The following is an 18173-nucleotide window of genomic DNA, read 5'->3' as shown; positions in this document are numbered from 1 at the left end:
CGACGGCGGGAAGCGGCTTGGCGCCACTCCTTTTCAGGGCAGTACGGGAAAGGAGAAAACATTATCACGAACAAGTTCGATTCTCGTAACGCTATTTGACCCTTTCGATAACGAGGCTGGCTGTGGGGACGGACCAAAGCGGGTTAAAAAGAAGGGTCAGATTTTTCCTTGCGGTATTCCCGAATCATCATGGAGCAGCGTTTTCTCAAGGTTCCGCGCAACGAGGCCGGCCGCGATTTTGCGGTAGGCGATGTGCATGGACATTTTTCACGCCTGCAACAGGCGCTGGATGAATTGGGGTTCGACCCCACCCGCGACCGGCTTTTTTCCGTGGGCGATCTGGTTGACCGTGGACCCGAGAACGAGGCTGCGCTGGACTGGCTGGCCAAGCCCTGGTTCTACGCGGTGCAAGGCAATCACGAGGACTACGCGATTCGTCACGTGCGCACCGGCAAGGTGGATGTGACGAACTGGCGCGGTTATGGCGGTGGCTGGTTTCTGGATCTGCCCGCCGAGCGGCAGCAGGTGTTTGCCGAAGCCTTTACCCAATTGCCGATTGCCATCGAAGTGGAAACGTCGTCCGGCGCCGTCGGACTGCTGCATGCCGACTGCCCGGTGTTGTTCTGGCCCCGGCTGGAGTCCGCGTTGCAGGACCGCTACAAGCGCACCAGCGCGGCGTGCCAGTGGTCGCGCGACCGTCTGCGCCAGATGGACCGAACCGGCATCCTGGGCGTGCGGGCGGTGGTGGCGGGGCACACCCCGGTGGCGTCGCCGCTGGCGCTGGGCAACGTGTATCACATCGATACCGAAGGCTGGAACGGCGGCTATTTCACGTTTCTGAATCTTGAATCCCTGCAGGCGTGGCCTCGCGAGGTCGTGACCGAGGCCGCGGCCGCCGAGTAGGGCGGACGGAACAAAGCAAAACGGGCGCCGAGGCGCCCGTTTTTGCGAAATGCGCAGCTTTTACAGCGGCCGGGCAGTCACCGCGCCGGGGGCGGTGACGGCGCTGGCGCTGACGCCGGCCGAATCGGCAGGCGCGGCTGCGGCAGGGACGGCTGGCGTCTGCACGCCGCCCGCAGCGGGCATGGCCTGCGCCTGCGGGACGGGGGCGGCGTCTGCGCGGGGCACGGGGATCGGCATCAGCGGCGGCTGGATCGGACTGCCTTCGGGAGCCGCGGCGCCGCCGGGAGGCAGCGGCTTGACCGAGGTGTCGACGCCGTCGGTCGAGCGGTTGTTGTTCAGGAAGTCGGTCAGCGCGTCGCCGGAAGACAGGTCCAGCGAGGCCACCGCCTGGCCGGGCGGGAATTCGGAGAAATAGTATTCGCCGTTGTCGACCAGCAGGCCGTCGGGGCGCGGCGCCGGCTTGGCTTGCGGCACGTCCTTCAGGACGGGCTGCATATAGTCCAGCCAGGTGGAGAGCGCCAGGCCGCTGCCGAACTCGTTGGTGCCCAGCGACTTCGGCTGGTCAAAGCCCATCCAGACGGTGGTGGCCAGCGTCTGCGTGAAGCCCGAGAACCAGACGTCCACGGCGTCGTTCGTGGTGCCGGTCTTGCCGCCGATGTCGTTGCGCTTGAGCACCTGATGCGCACGGGCGGCGGTGCCGTTGACCGTGACATCGCGCAGGATGTCGTCCATGACCCATGCCGTGCGCGGGTCGATGGCGCGCGCCTGCGCGTCGCCGGCCACGACGGGCTGGGTCTTCATCAGCACATTGCCGGAGCGGTCCGTGACGTGGTCGATGAGGTAGGGCGTGACGCGGTAGCCGCCGTTGGCAAACACGCTGTAGCCATTGACGACCTGCAGCGGCGTCGCGCCACCCGCGCCCAGCGCAAGCGGCAACACGGCCGGCCAGCGTGATTTATCGAAGCCGAAGCGCGTCAGGTAGTCCTGTGCGTACTGCGGTGAAATCGCCTGCAGGATGCGGATCGACACCATGTTCTTGGAGCGCATCAACCCCTGGCGCAGGGTCAGCATGGGTTCGTACTTGTTGCCGTCGTTCTTGGGCTGCCAGGCCTTGGAACCGGTCTGCTCGGCCGTCAGCATGAAGGGCTGATCGGAGATCTGCGTGGCGGGCGTCAGGCCCCGTTCCAGCGCAGCCGCATAGACGAACGGTTTGATGTTCGAGCCCGGCTGGCGCCATGCCTGCGTGACGCGGTTGAAGTGGCCGCGGTTGAAGTCGAAGCCGCCGATCATGGCGCGGATGGCGCCATCCTGCGGCACCATCGACACCAGCGCAGCCTGCAGCGCCGGCATGTTGATGATTTCCCAGTTGTCGCCGTTCTTGTGGATGTAGACGACCGAACCGCGCCGGATGCGCTGGGTGTCGCTGGCCTTGGGATTGAGCGCGCGGGCGACGACCGCCAGGGCCTTCTTGTCCGAAATGGTGATGATGTCGCGCCCGCTGCGCGCCACGGTGACTTCAGTGGGGCTGGCGGCCAGCACGACGGCGGCAAGCAGGTCTTCGCTGTCGGGCGACTTTTCCTGCACGCCGTCCAGGATCTCGTCGAGCGCCTGGGGGTCCTGTTCCACGCCGTCGGGCAGCTCGACCTGGTCTTCCGGGCCCGGATAGACGGCGCGGCGGGTGTAGTCGATGATGCCGTCGCGCACGGCGCGGTAAGCCGCTTCCTGCGCCTTGGAATCGATCGTGGTGTAGACGTCGATGCCCGACGAGTAGGTGTTCTCCTGGAACACGCCATACATCAGCTGGCGGGCCAGTTCTGCCGGATAGTCGCCGTGCACCGCAAAGCCGCGCGTGCTGCTGCCGTCCGCGCCGCGGATCGTGATGCGCTGTTGCAGGGCTTCGTCGGTCTGCTCCGGCGTCAGGTAGCCCAGCGTCTTCATGCGGCCCAGCACGTAATGCTGGCGGATCTCGGCGCGCGGGTAATTGGTGATCGGGTTGAAACGCGAGGGCGCCTTCGGAATGCCGGCCAGCATGGCGGCTTCGGCGGGCGTGACCTCCGACAGCGGCTTGCCCAGGTACGTGCGCGAGGCGGCCGCGAAACCATAGGCGCGATGGCCCAGGTAGATCTGGTTCATGTAGAGCTCGAGGATCTGGTCCTTGGTGAGCTCGGATTCGATCTTGAACGTCAGCAGCAGTTCATAGAACTTGCGCGAATACGTCTTTTCCGACGACAGATAGAAATTGCGCGCGACCTGCATGGTGATCGTGCTGCCGCCCTGGGACTTGGAACCCTTGACGATGTTGGTCAGCACGGCGCGTGCGACGCCCATCCAGTCGACGCCGCCGTGGCTGTAGAAACGGTCGTCCTCGGCCGCCAGAACGGCCTGCCGCATTACCGGGGGGATTTCGTCGAAACGCAGCACGTTGCGGTGTTCTTCGCCGTATTCGCCGATGAGCACCTTGTCCGCGGTGTAGATGCGCAGGGGCACGCGTGGCCGGTAGTCGGTCATCGCGTGCAGGTCGGGCAGGCTGGGCCACGCCAGGGCCAGTGCGAGGCCAAGCACGACGGCGCTGCACACGGCTGCGCCGGCGGCGGCGATGCCCGCTTTGACCAGGAGAGGTTTCCAGGGGAGGCCCGATTTGCCGCCCGGGTTGGCGGAGGATTGCTGGGGATTGCTCATTGCAGGCGATTCTAGGGCAGAACGCTATAGACCGCCCAGGGCGCAATAAGGTTTCGGTAACGAAATCTGCCCATGTGAGAGGATATTCAGCTTTTGTTCAGGTTGGCGAGGCCCCGGGGACGGATTGCAGATAACGCTGGGGTGGGGCGCCCAGTGCCCGATGAAACATGGCGGAGAAGGCGCTGGCGCTGCGGTAGCCGAGGTCCGCCGCAATACGCGCCACTGGCACGCCCATGGACAGCCGACACACCGCATCAGCCAGCCGCACCTGCTGCACCCACTGTCTGTAATTCAGTCCTAGTTCGGATTGAAACAATCGGATCAGCGTGCGCGCACTGGCGCCGACTTCGCTTCCCCAGTCCTCGATGCCGCGTCGCAGGCCGGGCTGGTCCAGAATGGCCGCGCAGATGGCTTGCAGGCGCCGGTCGCGCGGCCACGGGATCTGAATGGGCACGATGCGCGCGGCGGCCAGCTCAGCCAGGATCAACCCCGCGATCTGCTCGACCCGTCCCCCGAGCGGGTAGTCGATGGGCTCGGCCGTCAACGCCAGGATCAATTCCCGCAGCAGGCCGCTGACCTCGATCACCTGGCACTCGGGCCAGTAGTCCCGGGCCGCGTCGGCCTGAATGTAAAGGGAACGCATCGAGACCGCGCCGACCATGTCGACGCCGTGCGGCACGCCCGCCGGCACCCATAGCGCGCGCAGCGGAGGCAAGGCCCAGAAGCCGCTGGGCGTGGTGACGCGCATCACGCCTTCGACGGCATAAATGAGCTGGGCGCGCGGGTGCGTATGGGGACCGGTCTGCGCGCCGGGGGAAAATTCCTTGGCCATCGCCGTGACGACGCGCGGACGATGCTGGTAGTCCTGCGCGTTGATGCTGCGGGCGGGATCGGGGGGAGGGCGGACGACCATGGTGTCACTTCCGACAAAAGGATGAGGAGGCGCCCGGAAGCGCATGGCGCCTATTTTGCCATTGGGTTGGCATAGCGGTTGTCACTTTTTCGACGAAAAATGGCAGATCACGCCGGCGCCGGATTTCTACACTGATGCCTGGTTCCGGCGAGTGGCCGGCTTGTCCATTTTCTTCGTGCGACTCATGAACTCCGCCCAGAATCCCGCTGCCGGCCTGTCCGCCTCGACCTCTGCCGCACCCGCCGCGGCATCGCCCGCCGCCTCCGATCCCTCCACCGCCTTCAAGGTGCTGGGCGCGATCAGCGTGGCGCATCTGATGAACGACATGATCCAGTCGATCCTGCTCGCCATCTATCCCATGCTCAAGGACTCGTTCAGCCTGACGTTCACGCAGATCGGGCTGATCACGCTGGTCTACCAGCTTGCCGCGTCGCTGCTTCAGCCGTTCATCGGTTTCTATACCGACCGGAACCCCAAGCCGTACTCGCTGCCCGTGGGCATGGGGTTCACGCTGGTGGGCTTGTTGATGCTGTCGATGGCGCCGTCGTTTGGCTGGCTGCTGGTGGCGGCGGTGCTGGTGGGCACGGGCTCGTCGGTGTTCCACCCGGAATCGTCGCGCGTGGCGCGCATGGCGTCGGGCGGGCGGCACGGGCTGGCGCAGTCGCTGTTTCAGGTGGGCGGCAATGTGGGGTCGGCGCTGGGGCCGCTGCTGGCCGCGCTGTTCATCATTCCGCACGGGCAGGGCAGCGTGGCGTGGTTCTCGCTGGCGGCGCTGTTCGGCATCGTGGTGCTGATGTGGATCGGGCGCTGGTATGCCGCCAACCGCGTGCTGCTCAAACCGCGTGCGCGGCGCGAGGGCGCGGGCAATGGGTTGACGCGCAATCAGGTGCTGGGCGCGTTGGGCGTGCTGGGCGTCCTGGTGTTCTCGAAGTATTTCTATCTGGCCAGCCTGAACAGCTACTTCACGTTCTACCTGATCGACAAGTTCGCGCTGTCGGTGCGCGAGGCGCAGCTGTATCTCTTCCTGTTCCTGGCCGCCGTGGCGGTGGGCACCGTGGTGGGTGGACCGGTCGGCGACCGCATCGGCCGCAAGATCGTGATCTGGGTGTCGATCCTGGGCGTGGCGCCTTTCACGCTGATGCTGCCGCACGCCAATCTCTTCTGGACGGGCGTGCTCGTCGTCATCATCGGCGTGGTGCTGGCGTCGGCCTTCTCCGCGATCGTGGTCTATGCCCAGGAGCTGGTGCCGGGCAAGGTGGGCATGATCGCGGGCCTGTTCTTCGGCTTTGCCTTCGGCATGGGCGGCCTGGGCGCTGCGGTGCTGGGCAGGGTGGCCGATGCCACCAGCATCGGCTACGTCTATCAGTTGTGTGCGTATCTGCCGCTGTTGGGCGTGGTGGCGATTCTGTTGCCGAAGATGCGGCGGGTGTAGGCCCGCCGTCCCGTCAGCCCGCCCGCAGCGATTGCAGGCGCGGCAGGCGGTGCTCGATGCCGTCGATCTGCCCCGCGCTGCCGTGGTGGATCACGGCGACGCGGGTGGCGCGCAGTTGCGTCAACTGGTCGGCGCTGACTTCAAAGCTCTTGGCCAGGCGCTGGTCGGTCAGCGGGCGGATCGGCTTGCGGCGGTCCTTGCCGCCGAAGCGGCGGTGGTTGTACACCGCCCACGCCACCAGCACCGCCGCGTTGACCACGGCCAGCACGGCGTAGCCCCACAAGGTCTGCACCGTCGGCAGAAAGACGGGCAGCAGCGGCGCGTCCGGGCCGCTGGCGGCCCCGCGCAGAATGGCCAGGATGCCGGCGCCAAACAGGTAGACGAACGCGAACCAGCCAAAGGCGGTCAGCGCGAAGTCGAACAGATAGCCCGCGCGCGAGCGTTGCGTGGTGATGATCATGATGCCTCCGGTGATTTGATGCCGCGGTCGGGACTGGTCCAGCGGGCGCGCTGGGCCTGCTTGCGCAGCATGACCTTGGGGAAACTGACCAGCGTGGTGAAGAGACTCACCATCCAGTAGGCCAGCGGATACCAGATGACCCAGTAGAGCGCGCGCGCCAGGCCCGGCTCATAGCGGCGGTCGATCAGGATGCTGACGGCAAACTGCAGCAGGCACACGACCGCCAGCATCATGCCGGTGAAGGCGGGCGGCAGCAGGCTGGCGATCTGCATGTTGTTGGGCAGCGCGACGACCTGGCTGACCAGCCACAGCACCACCGACAGCCCGAACGCGAATGCCCAGGCGGTCGACAGGCAGAATTCGGCCATCAGCGGCCACAGCCGGCGGTGGCGCCAGTTCCAGATCGAGCGCAGGTTCTTCAGGAACACCTCCGCGCCGCCCTGCGCCCAGCGCAGCCGCTGCTTCCACAATCCGCGCAGGGTCTCGGGCATCAGGATCCAGCACAGCCCGCGCGGCTCGTAGAAGATGGACCAGTGGTCGCGCTGCAGCTTCCAGCTGATGTCGATGTCCTCGGTGATCATGTCCAGGCTCCAGTAGCCCGCGCGGTCCAGCGCCACGCGGCGGAACGCGGCGACGACACCCGACACCGTGAAGACCTGCCCGTACACGCGCTGCGTGCGCTTGATGAGTCCGATAATCGAAGAGAACTCGCCAACCTGGATGCGCCCGATCAGCGTGGAGCGGGTGCGGATGCGGGGGTTGCCGGTGACGGCGCCGACGCGCGGGTTGTCGATCAGCGGCGCCACCAGATAGGCGGCGGCATCGGGATCGAGCAGGGCGTCGCCGTCGATGCACACCAGGTATTCGCTACGGGCCGCCAGCGCGCCCATGCGCAGCGCCATGGCCTTGCCCTGGTTCTGCGCCAGATGCACGACGCGCAGGCGCGCGTGTTCGGCGGCCATGCGGTCCAGCAGCGCGGCCGTGCCGTCGGTCGACCCGTCGTTGATGGCGATGACCTCGATGTGCGGATAGTTCTGGTTCAGCGCCGCAAGCAGGGTTTCTTCGCCGTTGTCGGCTTCGTTGAAGCACGGCACCAGAATCGACACCAGCGGCGAGCCGGCCAGTTCGGGCGGGGTGCGTTCAGCCCCCCATGCCCAGTGGCGCTCCCAGTGCCACCAGAAGTAGATGCCGCCCGCCATCCACATGCCGGACATGAATAGCGGATAGAAGAACACGAAGCCCAGCAGCGCTTCGCCGGTCAGCATCAAAGTGAATCCAAACGGCGCGCCGAGCACCGCGCAGAGAATCAGCAGGGCAATCAATCGATCAGTCATTGGAGGGGATACCAGGCTTCGGAGATGGCGGGCCGGATGCCTTGCAACCGGGGCTGGTCTTGCGAGAAGTCGTCGGGGTAGTAGCCGAAGCTGCGGGCGCCGCGCAGTTGCAGGCGGCGCATCCAGCCGGCCAGCACGTCGGTGTCCACCGGTGTGGCGTCGGGCCGGCCGGGGCCGGTGCGCCAGTCGCGGCTTTGCAGTTCGAACACGGTCCTGGACAGCGCGCCGGGCCGGCGGGCGACGGTGTCGACCAGTGCGTCCAGCCACGCGTTTTCCTTGCCGGGCGCCACGTTTTCCATCAGCGGCATCGCCATCGGCGCGGTCCAGTCGTAGGCGGCCAGAAAGTCGTCCAGGTTCTGGGCGAACCAGGTTTCGCTTTCCGGATTCAGGATGGGCTGGGCGTAGATGTTGCGGGCCGTCTTGATCTGCGGCCCACGCACGGCGCGCACCTTTTCTGCGAGCGCCATGGTGAATTCCACCAGATGGCGGCTTTTGTAGCGGGTCCAGCGCTGCATCGTGTCCGGATCCGCACGAAGTTCCGCGATGCTGCCCGGCAGTCCGGCCGCGCGGTACGCGGCCAGTGCGCCGGGGCTGGCGTCCTCGAAGTCCGACAGCAGCGCGTCGTCGTGGAACAGGATGCCGTCGAAGATCGCCTGGCGCGCCAGGTCTTCGTACAGATCGCCGATGCGCGCGCGCACGGTGGCGTCAAAGGGCGACAGGCGGCGGTACTGGTCCGGGTCGGGCGCCACCTGTCCGGTGTCCGGATCCCAGCGCTCGACGCGCGGCAAGGCCGGGTCCATGTCGAAGGCCAGCACGGGCATCCAGGCGTAGACCATCACGTTGGCGCGGTTGTGCAGTTGCCAGGCGGCACGGTTGAAGAGGTCTGCGCGCATCGGCAGCCAGCGGTTCGGGAAGTACAGCGACTTCACCAGCCCATCGCCCTGCGGGTCGGAATAGGCCTGCAGGAACACCGTGTTGATCTGCATGTCCAGGATGCGCTGCACCAGCACGCCCAGGTTGCGGTCGGTCTGTTCCGGGTCCGGGTCGTAGACGTAGTCCAGGTCGATGTGCGCGACGCGCATGAAGGGGTCGGCCTCCATGCCCACCACGCTGTTGGCAAAGGACTTGAGCGCCGGATCGCTGGCCAGCAGCATGCGCGGCGTGGACATCAGGCGGGACAGGCGCCCGGGGCCGTCTTCCAGCGTCAGCGCCATCTCGTAGCCGTTCTCGGCGGTGATGCGCAGCGTGGAGCCGCCTTCCGCGCCATACGGCCAGACCCACACGCGCGGCTTCTTACCGGTGGCCGCGCGGATCTTTTCCGTGATGGCGGCCACGTCGCGGCCCATGCGGGCGTCAAACTGCGCCTCGGTCTCGTACTGGCCGGTGCGCGCATCAAAGGCGCGGATGGCGGCGGCCGGCTCGGTGTTGCCCTGCGGATTGGCCAGCGCGCCATAGTGCGAGGCGTCCGTGTGCGCGGCGATTTCCACCAACCCGGAGCGCGAGATCTCGCGGATCTCGTCCCAGTTCAAAAAGCGGTTGCGGGCCTCGGGCGTGCCGCCGAAATCCACCGGGCGGTCGGACGGGGTGTCCATCCAGACGCCCACGGGCGCCAGCAGCGCCGGCCATCCGTAGGCTTTCAGGATGGGCAGCACGCGGGTATGGAAGCTGCGATAGCCGTCGTCGAACGACAGCAGCACAGCGCGGTCGGGCAGCGGCTTGCCGCCTTGCCGGGCGGCCAGGATCTGGTCCACCGACACGGCCTGGTAGCCGTTGGCGCGCAGCCAGGCCAACTGTTCGGCCAGCCGGTCCGTGCGCACGCTGAGAAAGGCCTGATCGGGGTCGTCGTCTTCAACGTCGTGATAGGCCAGGGCCAGGAACTGGCCATTGACCCACGGTTTGTCGATGGCCGCGACTGGGCGTTCGGCGGGCGGCGTGTAGACGGGGATGTCCTTGGCGCAGGCGGTCAGCGCCAGAATCATGAGGAACAGGATGCCGGCCAGGAGCAGCCGGGTATGCAGTTTGAGCATCATGTCGTTTCCGGAAAAACCAGGTCAGAAGCGGTAGGCAAGGTCGAAGACGACGCGCAGTTCACGCTCGCGCTCGCCGTCATAGGGCCGGCTGGTGCCGGTGACCATGAAGCCCATGTCCAGAACGTCGTTCGCGCGGTAGCGCTGGCCGTAGCCCAGCGCGACGACGCCGCCCGTGCCGTAGCCCTGCTGGCTGTAAGTGCCGGCGCCCAGCGTGCCGATCTGTTCCCATGCGGTTTCGTAGCGGCGGTGCAGCGTGTGCGTCAGCCGCACGCCGGGCAGGGCCAGGAAATCGGCGCTGGGGTTGAAGTAGGGCGCGTCGTCGCGGTTGTTGTGCTGGGTGGACAGGCCCAACTCCAGGTCGGCCTTCAGGTGCGGCGCGGTGTAGACACGCTCGCGGCCAGTCAGTCCGAATGCCCAGCGGGTGTTGCCGTCGCTGAAACGGGACGGGGCGGCCGACAGGGTCCATTCGCGCCGCTCGTCGGCGCGCCAGCGCACGTACATCGACAGGCCGTTGGACGAGACGTCGTTGGTCAGCGCGCGCAGCGGCGTGTCGCGCGACAGGATTTCGGCCGAGCCGCCCACCTGCCAGTGGTCGTTCAGGTCGTAGGCGGCGGACAGCCGCGCGCCGGGCTTGACGCCGTGGCCGTAGTCGTTGGTGGAGACTTCGCCTTCCACCGTCAGATCGCGCACGCGCCATTCCACGCCGGTGCGCAGCCAGCGGTAAATGCCGCGGCCTTCCTCGAAGTCACCCGATGCGTAGCCGCCGCCGCCAAAGGCGCGCCAGTCGTAACCCATGGGCGGGGAATACAACACGGCGTCGATGCCGAAATCGCCGTTGCCGGTGACCGGACTGTCCGAGGCCAGGCCGCGGTAGCCGGTGATGCGCAGCTCGGCCTTGCGGTGGACTTCCCACTCGCGGGCCAGCCGCCGGCTGGTCAGGTTTTCGGGCGAGCGGGCCAGCGTGTCGGCGGATAGCGCTTCGGCCTGACGCCATTCCTGCAGGTCCATCGCCGTGAAGCCCTGGCCGTTCTCCACCGCCAGGTCGCGCGGCGCCAGCGTTTCGGCCAGCTTCAGTTCTATTTCCGACGCGCGGGGCTGCGAGCGGGCGCGGTGGACGGTGGCCAGATCGCTGCGCAGCGCGGAATTGTTGGGCGCCTGCTGCACCATCTGCGCCAGGCGCTGGTGGGCCTCGATGGTGTCGTCGGCCTGAAGGTGCGTGGCGGCCAGCGTCTGGCGGCTTTCCAGGTTCAGGTCGTTGGGCATGCGCGTGGCCTGGCCCTTGTAGTAAAGCCAGGGGGCGTAGCCGGCCTGGACGGCGTCCGTGATCGGGGGCGTTTCGTCGAATTGTTCGCCTTCGGCCAGCGCGTAGTACAGGCCGGTCTGCGTGGCCAGACGCTGCGCCGGATCGTCGCCGGGCGCGCTGTCGCTGGCGGCCACCTGCCGGTACAGGTCGCGGGCGCGCTCGGGCTGGCGCAGGTACAGATAGGCGGAGGCCACGTCGCTCAGCGCGTAGCGCGGCACGTCGACGCCTTCGGCCAGCAGCGCCTCATATTCCTGGATCAGCATCTGCATCTGCACCCGGGCGTGCAGGGCGTGCAGGCGGTCGATGCGGGCGCGCAGCACGTCGGCGCGGGCGTCTTCGCCCAGTTTGCGCCAATCGGCAATCGCGGCGTCGTAGCCGGCCAGCGCGCGGTCGGCGATGGCAAACCGTTCGGCCTCGCCGCGCGCGGGCATGGCCGCCAGCCGCGCCTCCTGCGCCAGTGCGTCGGCCTGCAGGGCGCGCATCTGGGCGGGGGTAAACAGCGTTTCATGGCGACGCGCCCAGTCCAGCGCCACGTCGGCCATGCGGGCGCCCTGAAGCGCCCGGATGTATTCGCGCAGCACGTAGGGCGTGGCGGGCGCCAGCGCCAGTGCCTGGTCGGCCTGATGCAGGGCTTCAAATGGTTGGGACTGGCGCGCGTAGACGTAGCTGAGCGCCAGCCGGGCGTCGGCGTCGCGCGGCTGACGGGCGATGCGTTTCTCGCCTGCGGCGATCGCGGCTGGGAATTGCCCGGCGTCCGCCAGCGTCATGATCTCGCCCGCCGCGAAGGCGGCTTCGCCCGGATGGCGGCGCATCCCCTGGCGGTAGGCGTCGAGCGCCTGCGGCCAGCGCTGCTGGTCGCGGTAGGCCCGCGCCACGGCCAATTGGACGTTGGCCGGCAGCACGGCGCCGGCCGGCAGCGTCTCGTACGCGACGATGGCTTCGTCCGGCTTGCCCGCCCAGCCGGCGATGACGATCCGGTCGTAAACGGGCCGCATGCCCGCGGCGCTGCCCTGCGCGCGCAGCATTTCCAGCGCAGGTTCGTAGTCGCCGGCGCGAGCGCGCTCGATCAGCGCGTCGTAGTGGCTTGACGGGGCGGCCAGCGTCAGCACGGGCGCGAGCATTGCGCTGGCCGCCATCAAGTTCAGTCTGGGTCCAACGGCGTTTGACCGCCTGGTTCGTTCGATTGGCATCTGTATGACATCCGCAGTGGCAATTCGGGGCGTCCATGGCTCCGCCACGCCGGACGGGCGCGAGCACCCGGCAAGGGCGGCCGCAGGCGAACCAGGCGCCTGCAGCGCGGAAATGAACGTTTGATTGGGACTTGCGCGGCGCCCGCTACGGGGACCTTCGCACTCGCGCTATCGGAGTGCATGGCTAGTACGCGCCACGCCCGTGGGGCGTGATCGCGGCGCTTATGCTGCGCCGTCGACGGATGGAACTTTACGGAAAATTGCGCGGGTTAACTGTCAATTACTGCAAAGGGGGCGTCACGGCGAAGGCGCCTTGGCGTATTCTCTCGTCGCAGGCCGTGCAATCGTCTTGGCGCGGCGGTAAAGGTTCTGGTCCGACGGACGCGCGTTGCCCGGCAGGGCAAACGTCATGCGCGTCCTTTCGCCATTCTCGTAACAAAAAGCATCAAGAATGCTGACGTGTAACGCGCTTTGCTTGCGCGAACCCAGTGCAACTGCAGTCCCAACGGCGGGGCGGGCCGACAAGCCTGAGCCCGAGCGAACCATGACGACTAGCTTGTTTTTCCTGATGTGGGGCCTGGCCACGGCGCTGGCGTTGCCGTTGCTGCTGCCCTTTCACGTCCGCGGCGTCGAAGGCGTGCCTGCGTTCATGGCGGCCAACGCGCTGGCCGTGCTGTCTCTGCTGGCCTACGCGTCGGCCGAGATGATCCCGCCCGCCGCCTATGTGATGGTGTCCAACGCCGCCTGGGCCTGTTCCGCCGCGCTGGTGTACATCGGCGTGCGCCAGTTCTTCGGCATGCATCCGCATATCCTGCGCACCACCTTATTGTGCTCGCTCTGCACCTTCGGCTTTGCCCTGCTGCTGTACCGCAGCGACAGCCTGGTGTGGCGCATGGTGCTGTATTCCGTCTACACCTGCGTGCTGATGGCAGCGACCGGCGCCGTCATCTTCCGGCAGCGCAGGCGCATCAAGACGAAAGGCGTCGTGCTGTATCTGCTGCTGGCATTTTTCGGGGTGGTGGCGTTGCACGCGCTGCGCGGATATGTCTACGGCGCGGGCGTGGAGACGCCGGTGTCGCTGCTGCAGCCGTCGGCGTGGAGCCTCTTTTTCATTGTGTGCGGCTCGGTCACGGTGCCCGGACTCTTCCTGGCGCTGCTCTTCATGATCCAGACCAGCCAGGCGGAAAAGATGCAGGCCGCGCTGACATTCGACAGCCTGACGCAAGCCTATTCGCGGCGCAGCATCATGGACGCGCTTGAACACGAGCTGCTGCGCTGTGAGCGCACGGGCGGCAAGCTGGCGGTGCTGGTGCTGGACATCGATCACTTCAAATCCATCAACGACCGCTACGGCCATGCGGGCGGCGACACCGCGCTGCGTCACTTCGCGCGCGTGGTGCAGAATGCGGTCCGGTCGAGCGATCGCTTCGGCCGCCTGGGCGGCGAGGAGTTCGTGCTGCTGATGTACGACTGCGATCCGGCGAGCGCGCTGGTGCAGGCGCAGCGCGTCTGCGACGCCTTGCGCGACATGCCGCTCTATCTGCAGGGGCTGGAAGTGCAGCTGACCACAAGCGGCGGGCTGGCGTCCTATCAGCCGGGCGACAGCGCCGACGTCATCCTGGCGCGGGCCGACGTGGCGTTGTACCGGGCCAAGGAGCAGGGGCGGGACCGCGTGGAAATGGCCTGGAGCGGCCGCGGCGTCGTCAAGACAAGCGGCGGCCTGCCGGCCGCCGCGAATGCCCTGGAAGCGGAAACCGCAGGGACTACGGCTTGAGGTGTTCCGTCAGGAACTTCTCCATGGCCTCGTAGAACTCGAACTTGTTCTCGTCGTTGTGAAAGCCATGGCCTTCGTTGTCTTTGACCATGTATTCCACGTCCACACCGCGGGCCTTGAGCGCTGCCACCATCTGGTCGCTCTCGTCCTTGTTCACGCGCGGATCCTTGGCGCCCTGCGCGACGAGCAGCGGCGTCTTGATCTTGTCCGCGTGCAGCGCCGGTGAAGTTGCGGTCAGGCGGTCGCGGTCGCGCACCGGGTCGCCCACCATGTCCTGCATCTTGTCCAGCATGGGTTTCCAGTACGGCGGAATGGACTTCATGAACGTGAAGAGGTTCGATACGCCCACGTAGTCCACGGCCGCGGCGTACAGGTCCGGCGTGAAGGCCACGCCGGCCAGCGTGGCGTAGCCGCCGTAGCTGGCGCCATAGATGCCGATGCGCTTGGGGTCGGCGATGCCTTGCTCGACCAGCCATTGCACGCCGTCGGTGATGTCGTCCTGCATCTTCAGGCCCCATTCCCCGAAGCCGGCTTCCCAGAAGTCGCGGCCGTATCCGGTGGAGCCGCGGAAGTTCATCTGCAGCACGCAGAAACCGCGGTTGGCCAGGAATTGCACTTCGGGGTTGTAGCCCCAGCCGTCGCGGGCCCACGGGCCGCCGTGCGGATTGACGACGCAGGCCAGGTTCTTGGGTTCGCGGCCGGCGGGCAGCGTGAGGTAACCATGGATGGTCCGGCCGTCGCGACTTTGATAGCTGATGGGCTGCACCCGCGACATGTCAGCTTCGGGGATGGCCGGGTTCAGGTCCGCCAGCTTGGTCAGCGTGCCGGCCACGGCGTCGTAGATGTAGCGCGCGCCGGGCGTGCGGTCGTTGTAGGCCGCCACGATGAACTTGTTCTCGTCGCGGTTGCCGCCCTGGATGACGACGTCGTAACCCGGCAGGAGATCGGCAAGCGTCTTGTACAGCGCTTCGGTTTCCGCGTCGAAGAACTTGTATTGCGGCTTGTCGGTCTGGTAGGACGCCACGGTCAGCACGCGGCGCTTGCGCGAGAACGCGGCGCCGTCCAGGTCGACGGCCTCGGGCGTGAAGATGACATCCTCGGCGTCCGGCGTGGCCGGGTCGATGACGACCAGCGAGAGCTTGTCGCGATTTCGGTTGCTCAGCGCGTAGAACTTCTTGTCGTCGAACGTGAAGAATGCGGGGCTGACGCTGGTGCGGTAGTCGGTGGTAATGAGCGGGCGGAAGTCGGACGCTTCGTCGTCGCGGTAGAGCAGGGTGGTGTTCAGCCCGTCGCTGGCGACGGCGGCGCGCACCTTGCCCGCGTGGTCGGTCTGCCAGCCGACGATGTTGCCCGGATTCTGCGCCACCAGCACAGCCGCGCCGGTGTGGACGTTGACGCGGTAGACGTCGAAGACCTCGGGGTTGCGCTGGTTGTGGCTGATCAGCACGTGGTCGGGGTCGTCTTCGAGGTCGTCCTCGATGCCGGCGCGCACGCCCTCGTACGGGGTCAGGTCCGTGATCTTGCCGGTCTTGGCGTTGACGGCCAGGACGTGGAAGTTTTCGTCGCCGCCAAAGTCCTTCTGGTACAGCACCACGTCCGGGCCTTTCCAGAAATAGCCGCTGATGTCGCGCGCGGTCTCGCTGGTCAGCTGGCGCGGCTCGCCCACGAGCTGGCTGCCTTGCAGCGGCTGCACGTAGATGTTCATGCGGGCGGGGTTGCCGTCCACGCTGGTGGGCTGCATGAACGATAGCGTCTGGCCGTCGTCGGACAGCCGGAAATAGCCGCGCTCAGGATTGCGGAAGAAATCTTTCAGGGGATAGGCGCGGGGAGGCGGCTGCGTGGCGCAGGCACCCAGGGAGGCGCCGACGATGCCGGCAGCCAGGACGGTGCGCAGAAATGAGAACAAGGGGAAACCTCCGTGATGTCGATCCGCGTTGCAAATAGGCTGGTCGATAATGCCATAGCCGCGCAAGGGGTGTCGAACCGGCCCCGCCGATCCGGCGCCACTTATGCCGCCACGCGGTTTGCGGGATAATCGCGGCACTTCTTCTGGAGATTTACATGTACAGGAATCTGGTCGCGGCCTCGGCGCTGGCCCTGGGGCTGGCCGGCTGCTCGCTCGGCATTTCGCCGGACAGCGCGTCGCCGCACAGCGAATTCAAGGCGCCGGTGGCCTTCAAGGACGCCTACGATGCGGTCATCCGCCAGTCCAACGCGTGCCTGCGCAGCACCGACAACGCCTACCGCGTCGTTTCCGACCTGAACGAAAGCGCGCAATCCGGTGTGGTGCGCGTGCTGGCGCCGTATTCCGATCGCGAGATGTCGCGCGTTGACCTCAAGTCCGAGGGGCCCAAGTCCACGGACGTGCGCATCGTGATGTGGGGCAAGGGCACGTGGGACCCCGCTGCCATGCGCGCGATGCAGGACGCGGTGTATTACGGGTTGGTGTCGTGCAGCACGTACATGCCGCTGGATCCGCGCCCGCCCGTCAAGCCGACGCGCGACCTGCCGAAATAAGGCAGGACGAAAAAAGATCAGTCGCCGCCCGGACGGCGGCGGATGATCTTGAAGGTGGCGGTGGCGCGCGCCACCAGTTCACCGTCGGCACGGCGGATGTCGCCCTCACAGAAGGCGATGGACGCGCCGCGGCGCAGGCAGCGCGCTTCGATGACCAGGTCGCCCGTGCCGGGAGACAGGAACGTGGTGTTCATGTCGATGGTGGCCATGCCCTCGGTGGCGTCCGCGGAGCCGCGTGCGGCGGCGCTCAGGGTGAAGTCCAGCACGCTCATCAGCGTGCCGCCGTGCACGTCGCCGCGGCTGTTGGTCAGGTCTTCGCGCCACGGCAGCGTCGTGCGGGCATAGGCCGGCGCGATGCTTTCCGGCACCAGGCCGATGAAACTCATGAAGGGAATGGTCAGGCCGAAATAGTCGGTTTTGGCGGAGGCGGGTGCAGTCATGGAACCGTCGTGGGCGAGAAGGGATAGCGGATTGCCGCCGGTCATAATATATGTTTTTGCCACGGGATTGAGGTCATGACGGGGCAGGCGTCGGCGCAGTCTGCGCGCAAAATCGTGCATGTGGACATGGATGCGTTTTACGCGTCCGTGGAGCAGCGCGACAATCCCGACCTGCGCGGCAAGCCAGTGGTGGTGGCCTGGACCGGACCGCGCTCGGTCGTGTGCGCGGCGTCCTACGAAGCGCGGCGCTACGGCATCCATTCCGCCATGTCGGCCATCAAGGCCGAACGCCTCTGTCCGCACGCGATCTACGTGCCGCCCGATTTCAACCGCTACCGCGACGTGTCGCGACAGGTGCGGCAGATCTTCGCCCGACATACCGACCTGATCGAACCCTTGTCGCTCGACGAGGCCTACCTGGACGTGACGGTCAACAAATGCGGGCTGCCATCGGCCACCGAGGTGGCGCAGGTGATTCGCCAGCAGATCCGCGAGGAAACCGGACTGACCGCGTCGGCCGGTGTAGCCCCGAACAAATTCCTGGCCAAGATCGCGTCGGACTGGAACAAGCCCGACGGCATTTTTGTGGTGCGGCCCAGCAAGGTGCTGGCGTTCCTGGAGCCCTTGCCCGTGCGCAAGGTGCCGGGCGTGGGCAAGGTCACGCAGGCGCGCCTGGAGCAGCTTGGCATCCAGACCGTGGGCGACCTGGCCACGCACAGCGCGCAGGAGCTGGAGCACTACTTCGGCCGCTATGGCCGGCGGCTGTACGAGCTGGCGCGCGGCATCGACGAACGCGAGGTCCAGACCGACCAGCCGTTGCAACAGGTGTCGGCCGAAACCACGTTTTCCAACGACGTCCGGCTGGAGGCCGTGGGCGACGCCCTGGACCGCATGGCGGAAAAGGTGTGGGATCAGGCGCTGAAGAAGGGCGCCTTGGGACGCACGGTGGTGCTCAAGCTGAAGACCGACCGCTTCCGCATCCTGACGCGCAGCCAGACCTGCGCCCAGCCGCCAACGTCCGCCATGGAGCTGGCCGCGCTGGCGCGGCTGCTGTGCGAACGCGTGGAACTGCCGCCGGACACGCTGTACCGGCTGGCGGGGGTGGGGATGAGCAACTTCGCAGATCCGGGCGAGCAGTCGCGCCAGCCGGATCTGTTTGGAGGGGCGTTCTAGGTCTCGCCGCCGGGCCGCCCCAAGG

The 18173-nt window shown here is 66.8% G+C and carries 13 protein-coding genes; 5 read left to right on the top strand and 8 right to left on the bottom strand.

Annotated elements, in window-relative coordinates; translation table 11 throughout:
• Positions 1-189 precede the first annotated feature (189 nt).
• On the top strand, positions 190-903 hold the full coding sequence (locus B2W22_RS20155; protein WP_175185029.1) for a metallophosphoesterase: 714 nt from the start codon (positions 190-192) through the stop codon (positions 901-903).
• 60 nt (positions 904-963) lie between these two features.
• Here the strand turns inward: B2W22_RS20155 and B2W22_RS20150 are convergent, their stop codons facing one another.
• Positions 964-3582, bottom strand: a complete 2619-nt coding sequence (locus tag B2W22_RS20150; RefSeq protein ID WP_286939345.1) for a penicillin-binding protein 1A — start codon at positions 3580-3582, stop codon at positions 964-966.
• Between the two features lie 97 nt (positions 3583-3679).
• A complete protein-coding gene (locus B2W22_RS20145; protein WP_286939344.1) occupies positions 3680-4495 on the bottom strand; it encodes an AraC family transcriptional regulator in 816 nt (271 codons plus the stop codon).
• A gap of 184 nt (positions 4496-4679) precedes the next feature.
• Here B2W22_RS20145 and B2W22_RS20140 point away from each other — a divergent pair, with 184 nt between their 5' ends.
• On the top strand, positions 4680-5927 hold the full coding sequence (locus tag B2W22_RS20140; protein WP_218343367.1) for an MFS transporter: 1248 nt from the start codon (positions 4680-4682) through the stop codon (positions 5925-5927).
• Positions 5928-5940: 13 nt separating this feature from the next.
• Here B2W22_RS20140 and pgaD read toward each other — a convergent pair whose 3' ends face one another.
• Genes pgaD through pgaA form a run of 4 tightly spaced genes read right to left on the bottom strand, consistent with a single transcriptional unit; the run spans position 5941 to position 12175 of the window.
• Entirely contained in the window at positions 5941-6387 is a 447-nt protein-coding gene (gene pgaD, locus B2W22_RS20135; RefSeq protein WP_175124053.1) for a poly-beta-1,6-N-acetyl-D-glucosamine biosynthesis protein PgaD, read from the bottom strand.
• Positions 6384-7721, bottom strand: coding sequence for a poly-beta-1,6-N-acetyl-D-glucosamine synthase (pgaC, locus tag B2W22_RS20130; protein WP_286890071.1), 1338 nt, complete (start codon positions 7719-7721; stop codon positions 6384-6386). Before pgaC ends, pgaD begins: the two co-directional genes overlap by 4 nt.
• Entirely contained in the window at positions 7718-9751 is a 2034-nt protein-coding gene (pgaB, locus tag B2W22_RS20125; protein WP_286939343.1) for a poly-beta-1,6-N-acetyl-D-glucosamine N-deacetylase PgaB, read from the bottom strand. Before pgaB ends, pgaC begins: the two co-directional genes overlap by 4 nt.
• 21 nt (positions 9752-9772) lie before the next feature.
• A complete protein-coding gene (gene pgaA, locus B2W22_RS20120) occupies positions 9773-12175 on the bottom strand; it encodes a poly-beta-1,6 N-acetyl-D-glucosamine export porin PgaA (RefSeq protein ID WP_286939342.1) in 2403 nt (800 codons plus the stop codon).
• Positions 12176-12788: 613 nt separating this feature from the next.
• Between pgaA and B2W22_RS20115 the strand changes: the two genes are divergently transcribed.
• Positions 12789-14018 (top strand): GGDEF domain-containing protein, encoded by a 1230-nt coding sequence (locus tag B2W22_RS20115; protein ID WP_286939340.1) that lies wholly within the window; start codon positions 12789-12791, stop codon positions 14016-14018.
• Here B2W22_RS20115 and B2W22_RS20110 read toward each other — a convergent pair.
• Positions 14008-15924, bottom strand: a complete 1917-nt coding sequence (locus B2W22_RS20110; RefSeq protein WP_175185036.1) for a S9 family peptidase — start codon at positions 15922-15924, stop codon at positions 14008-14010. The two genes, B2W22_RS20115 and B2W22_RS20110, sit on opposite strands and share 11 nt — an antisense overlap.
• A gap of 155 nt (positions 15925-16079) precedes the next feature.
• On the opposite strand from B2W22_RS20110, the gene B2W22_RS20105 reads away from it, so the two are divergent.
• The gene (locus B2W22_RS20105; protein WP_175124059.1) at positions 16080-16535 is read left to right on the top strand and encodes a BPTD_2524 family lipoprotein; all 456 of its coding nucleotides are present in this window, start codon (positions 16080-16082) and stop codon (positions 16533-16535) included.
• A 17-nt stretch (positions 16536-16552) separates the two neighbouring features.
• Here the strand turns inward: B2W22_RS20105 and B2W22_RS20100 are convergent, their stop codons facing one another.
• On the bottom strand, positions 16553-16975 hold the full coding sequence (locus B2W22_RS20100) for a PaaI family thioesterase (protein ID WP_175124060.1): 423 nt from the start codon (positions 16973-16975) through the stop codon (positions 16553-16555).
• Between the two features lie 75 nt (positions 16976-17050).
• On the opposite strand from B2W22_RS20100, the gene dinB reads away from it, so the two are divergent.
• Positions 17051-18148 (top strand): DNA polymerase IV, encoded by a 1098-nt coding sequence (gene dinB, locus B2W22_RS20095; protein WP_175124061.1) that lies wholly within the window; start codon positions 17051-17053, stop codon positions 18146-18148.
• The last annotated feature ends 25 nt before the right edge of the window (positions 18149-18173 follow it).

The organism is Achromobacter sp. UBA4530 (assembly GCF_002388205.1).
GTDB classification, from domain to species: Bacteria; Pseudomonadota; Gammaproteobacteria; order Burkholderiales; family Burkholderiaceae_B; genus Achromobacter; species Achromobacter animicus.
This window is presented reverse-complemented; position numbering and strand designations above follow the sequence as displayed.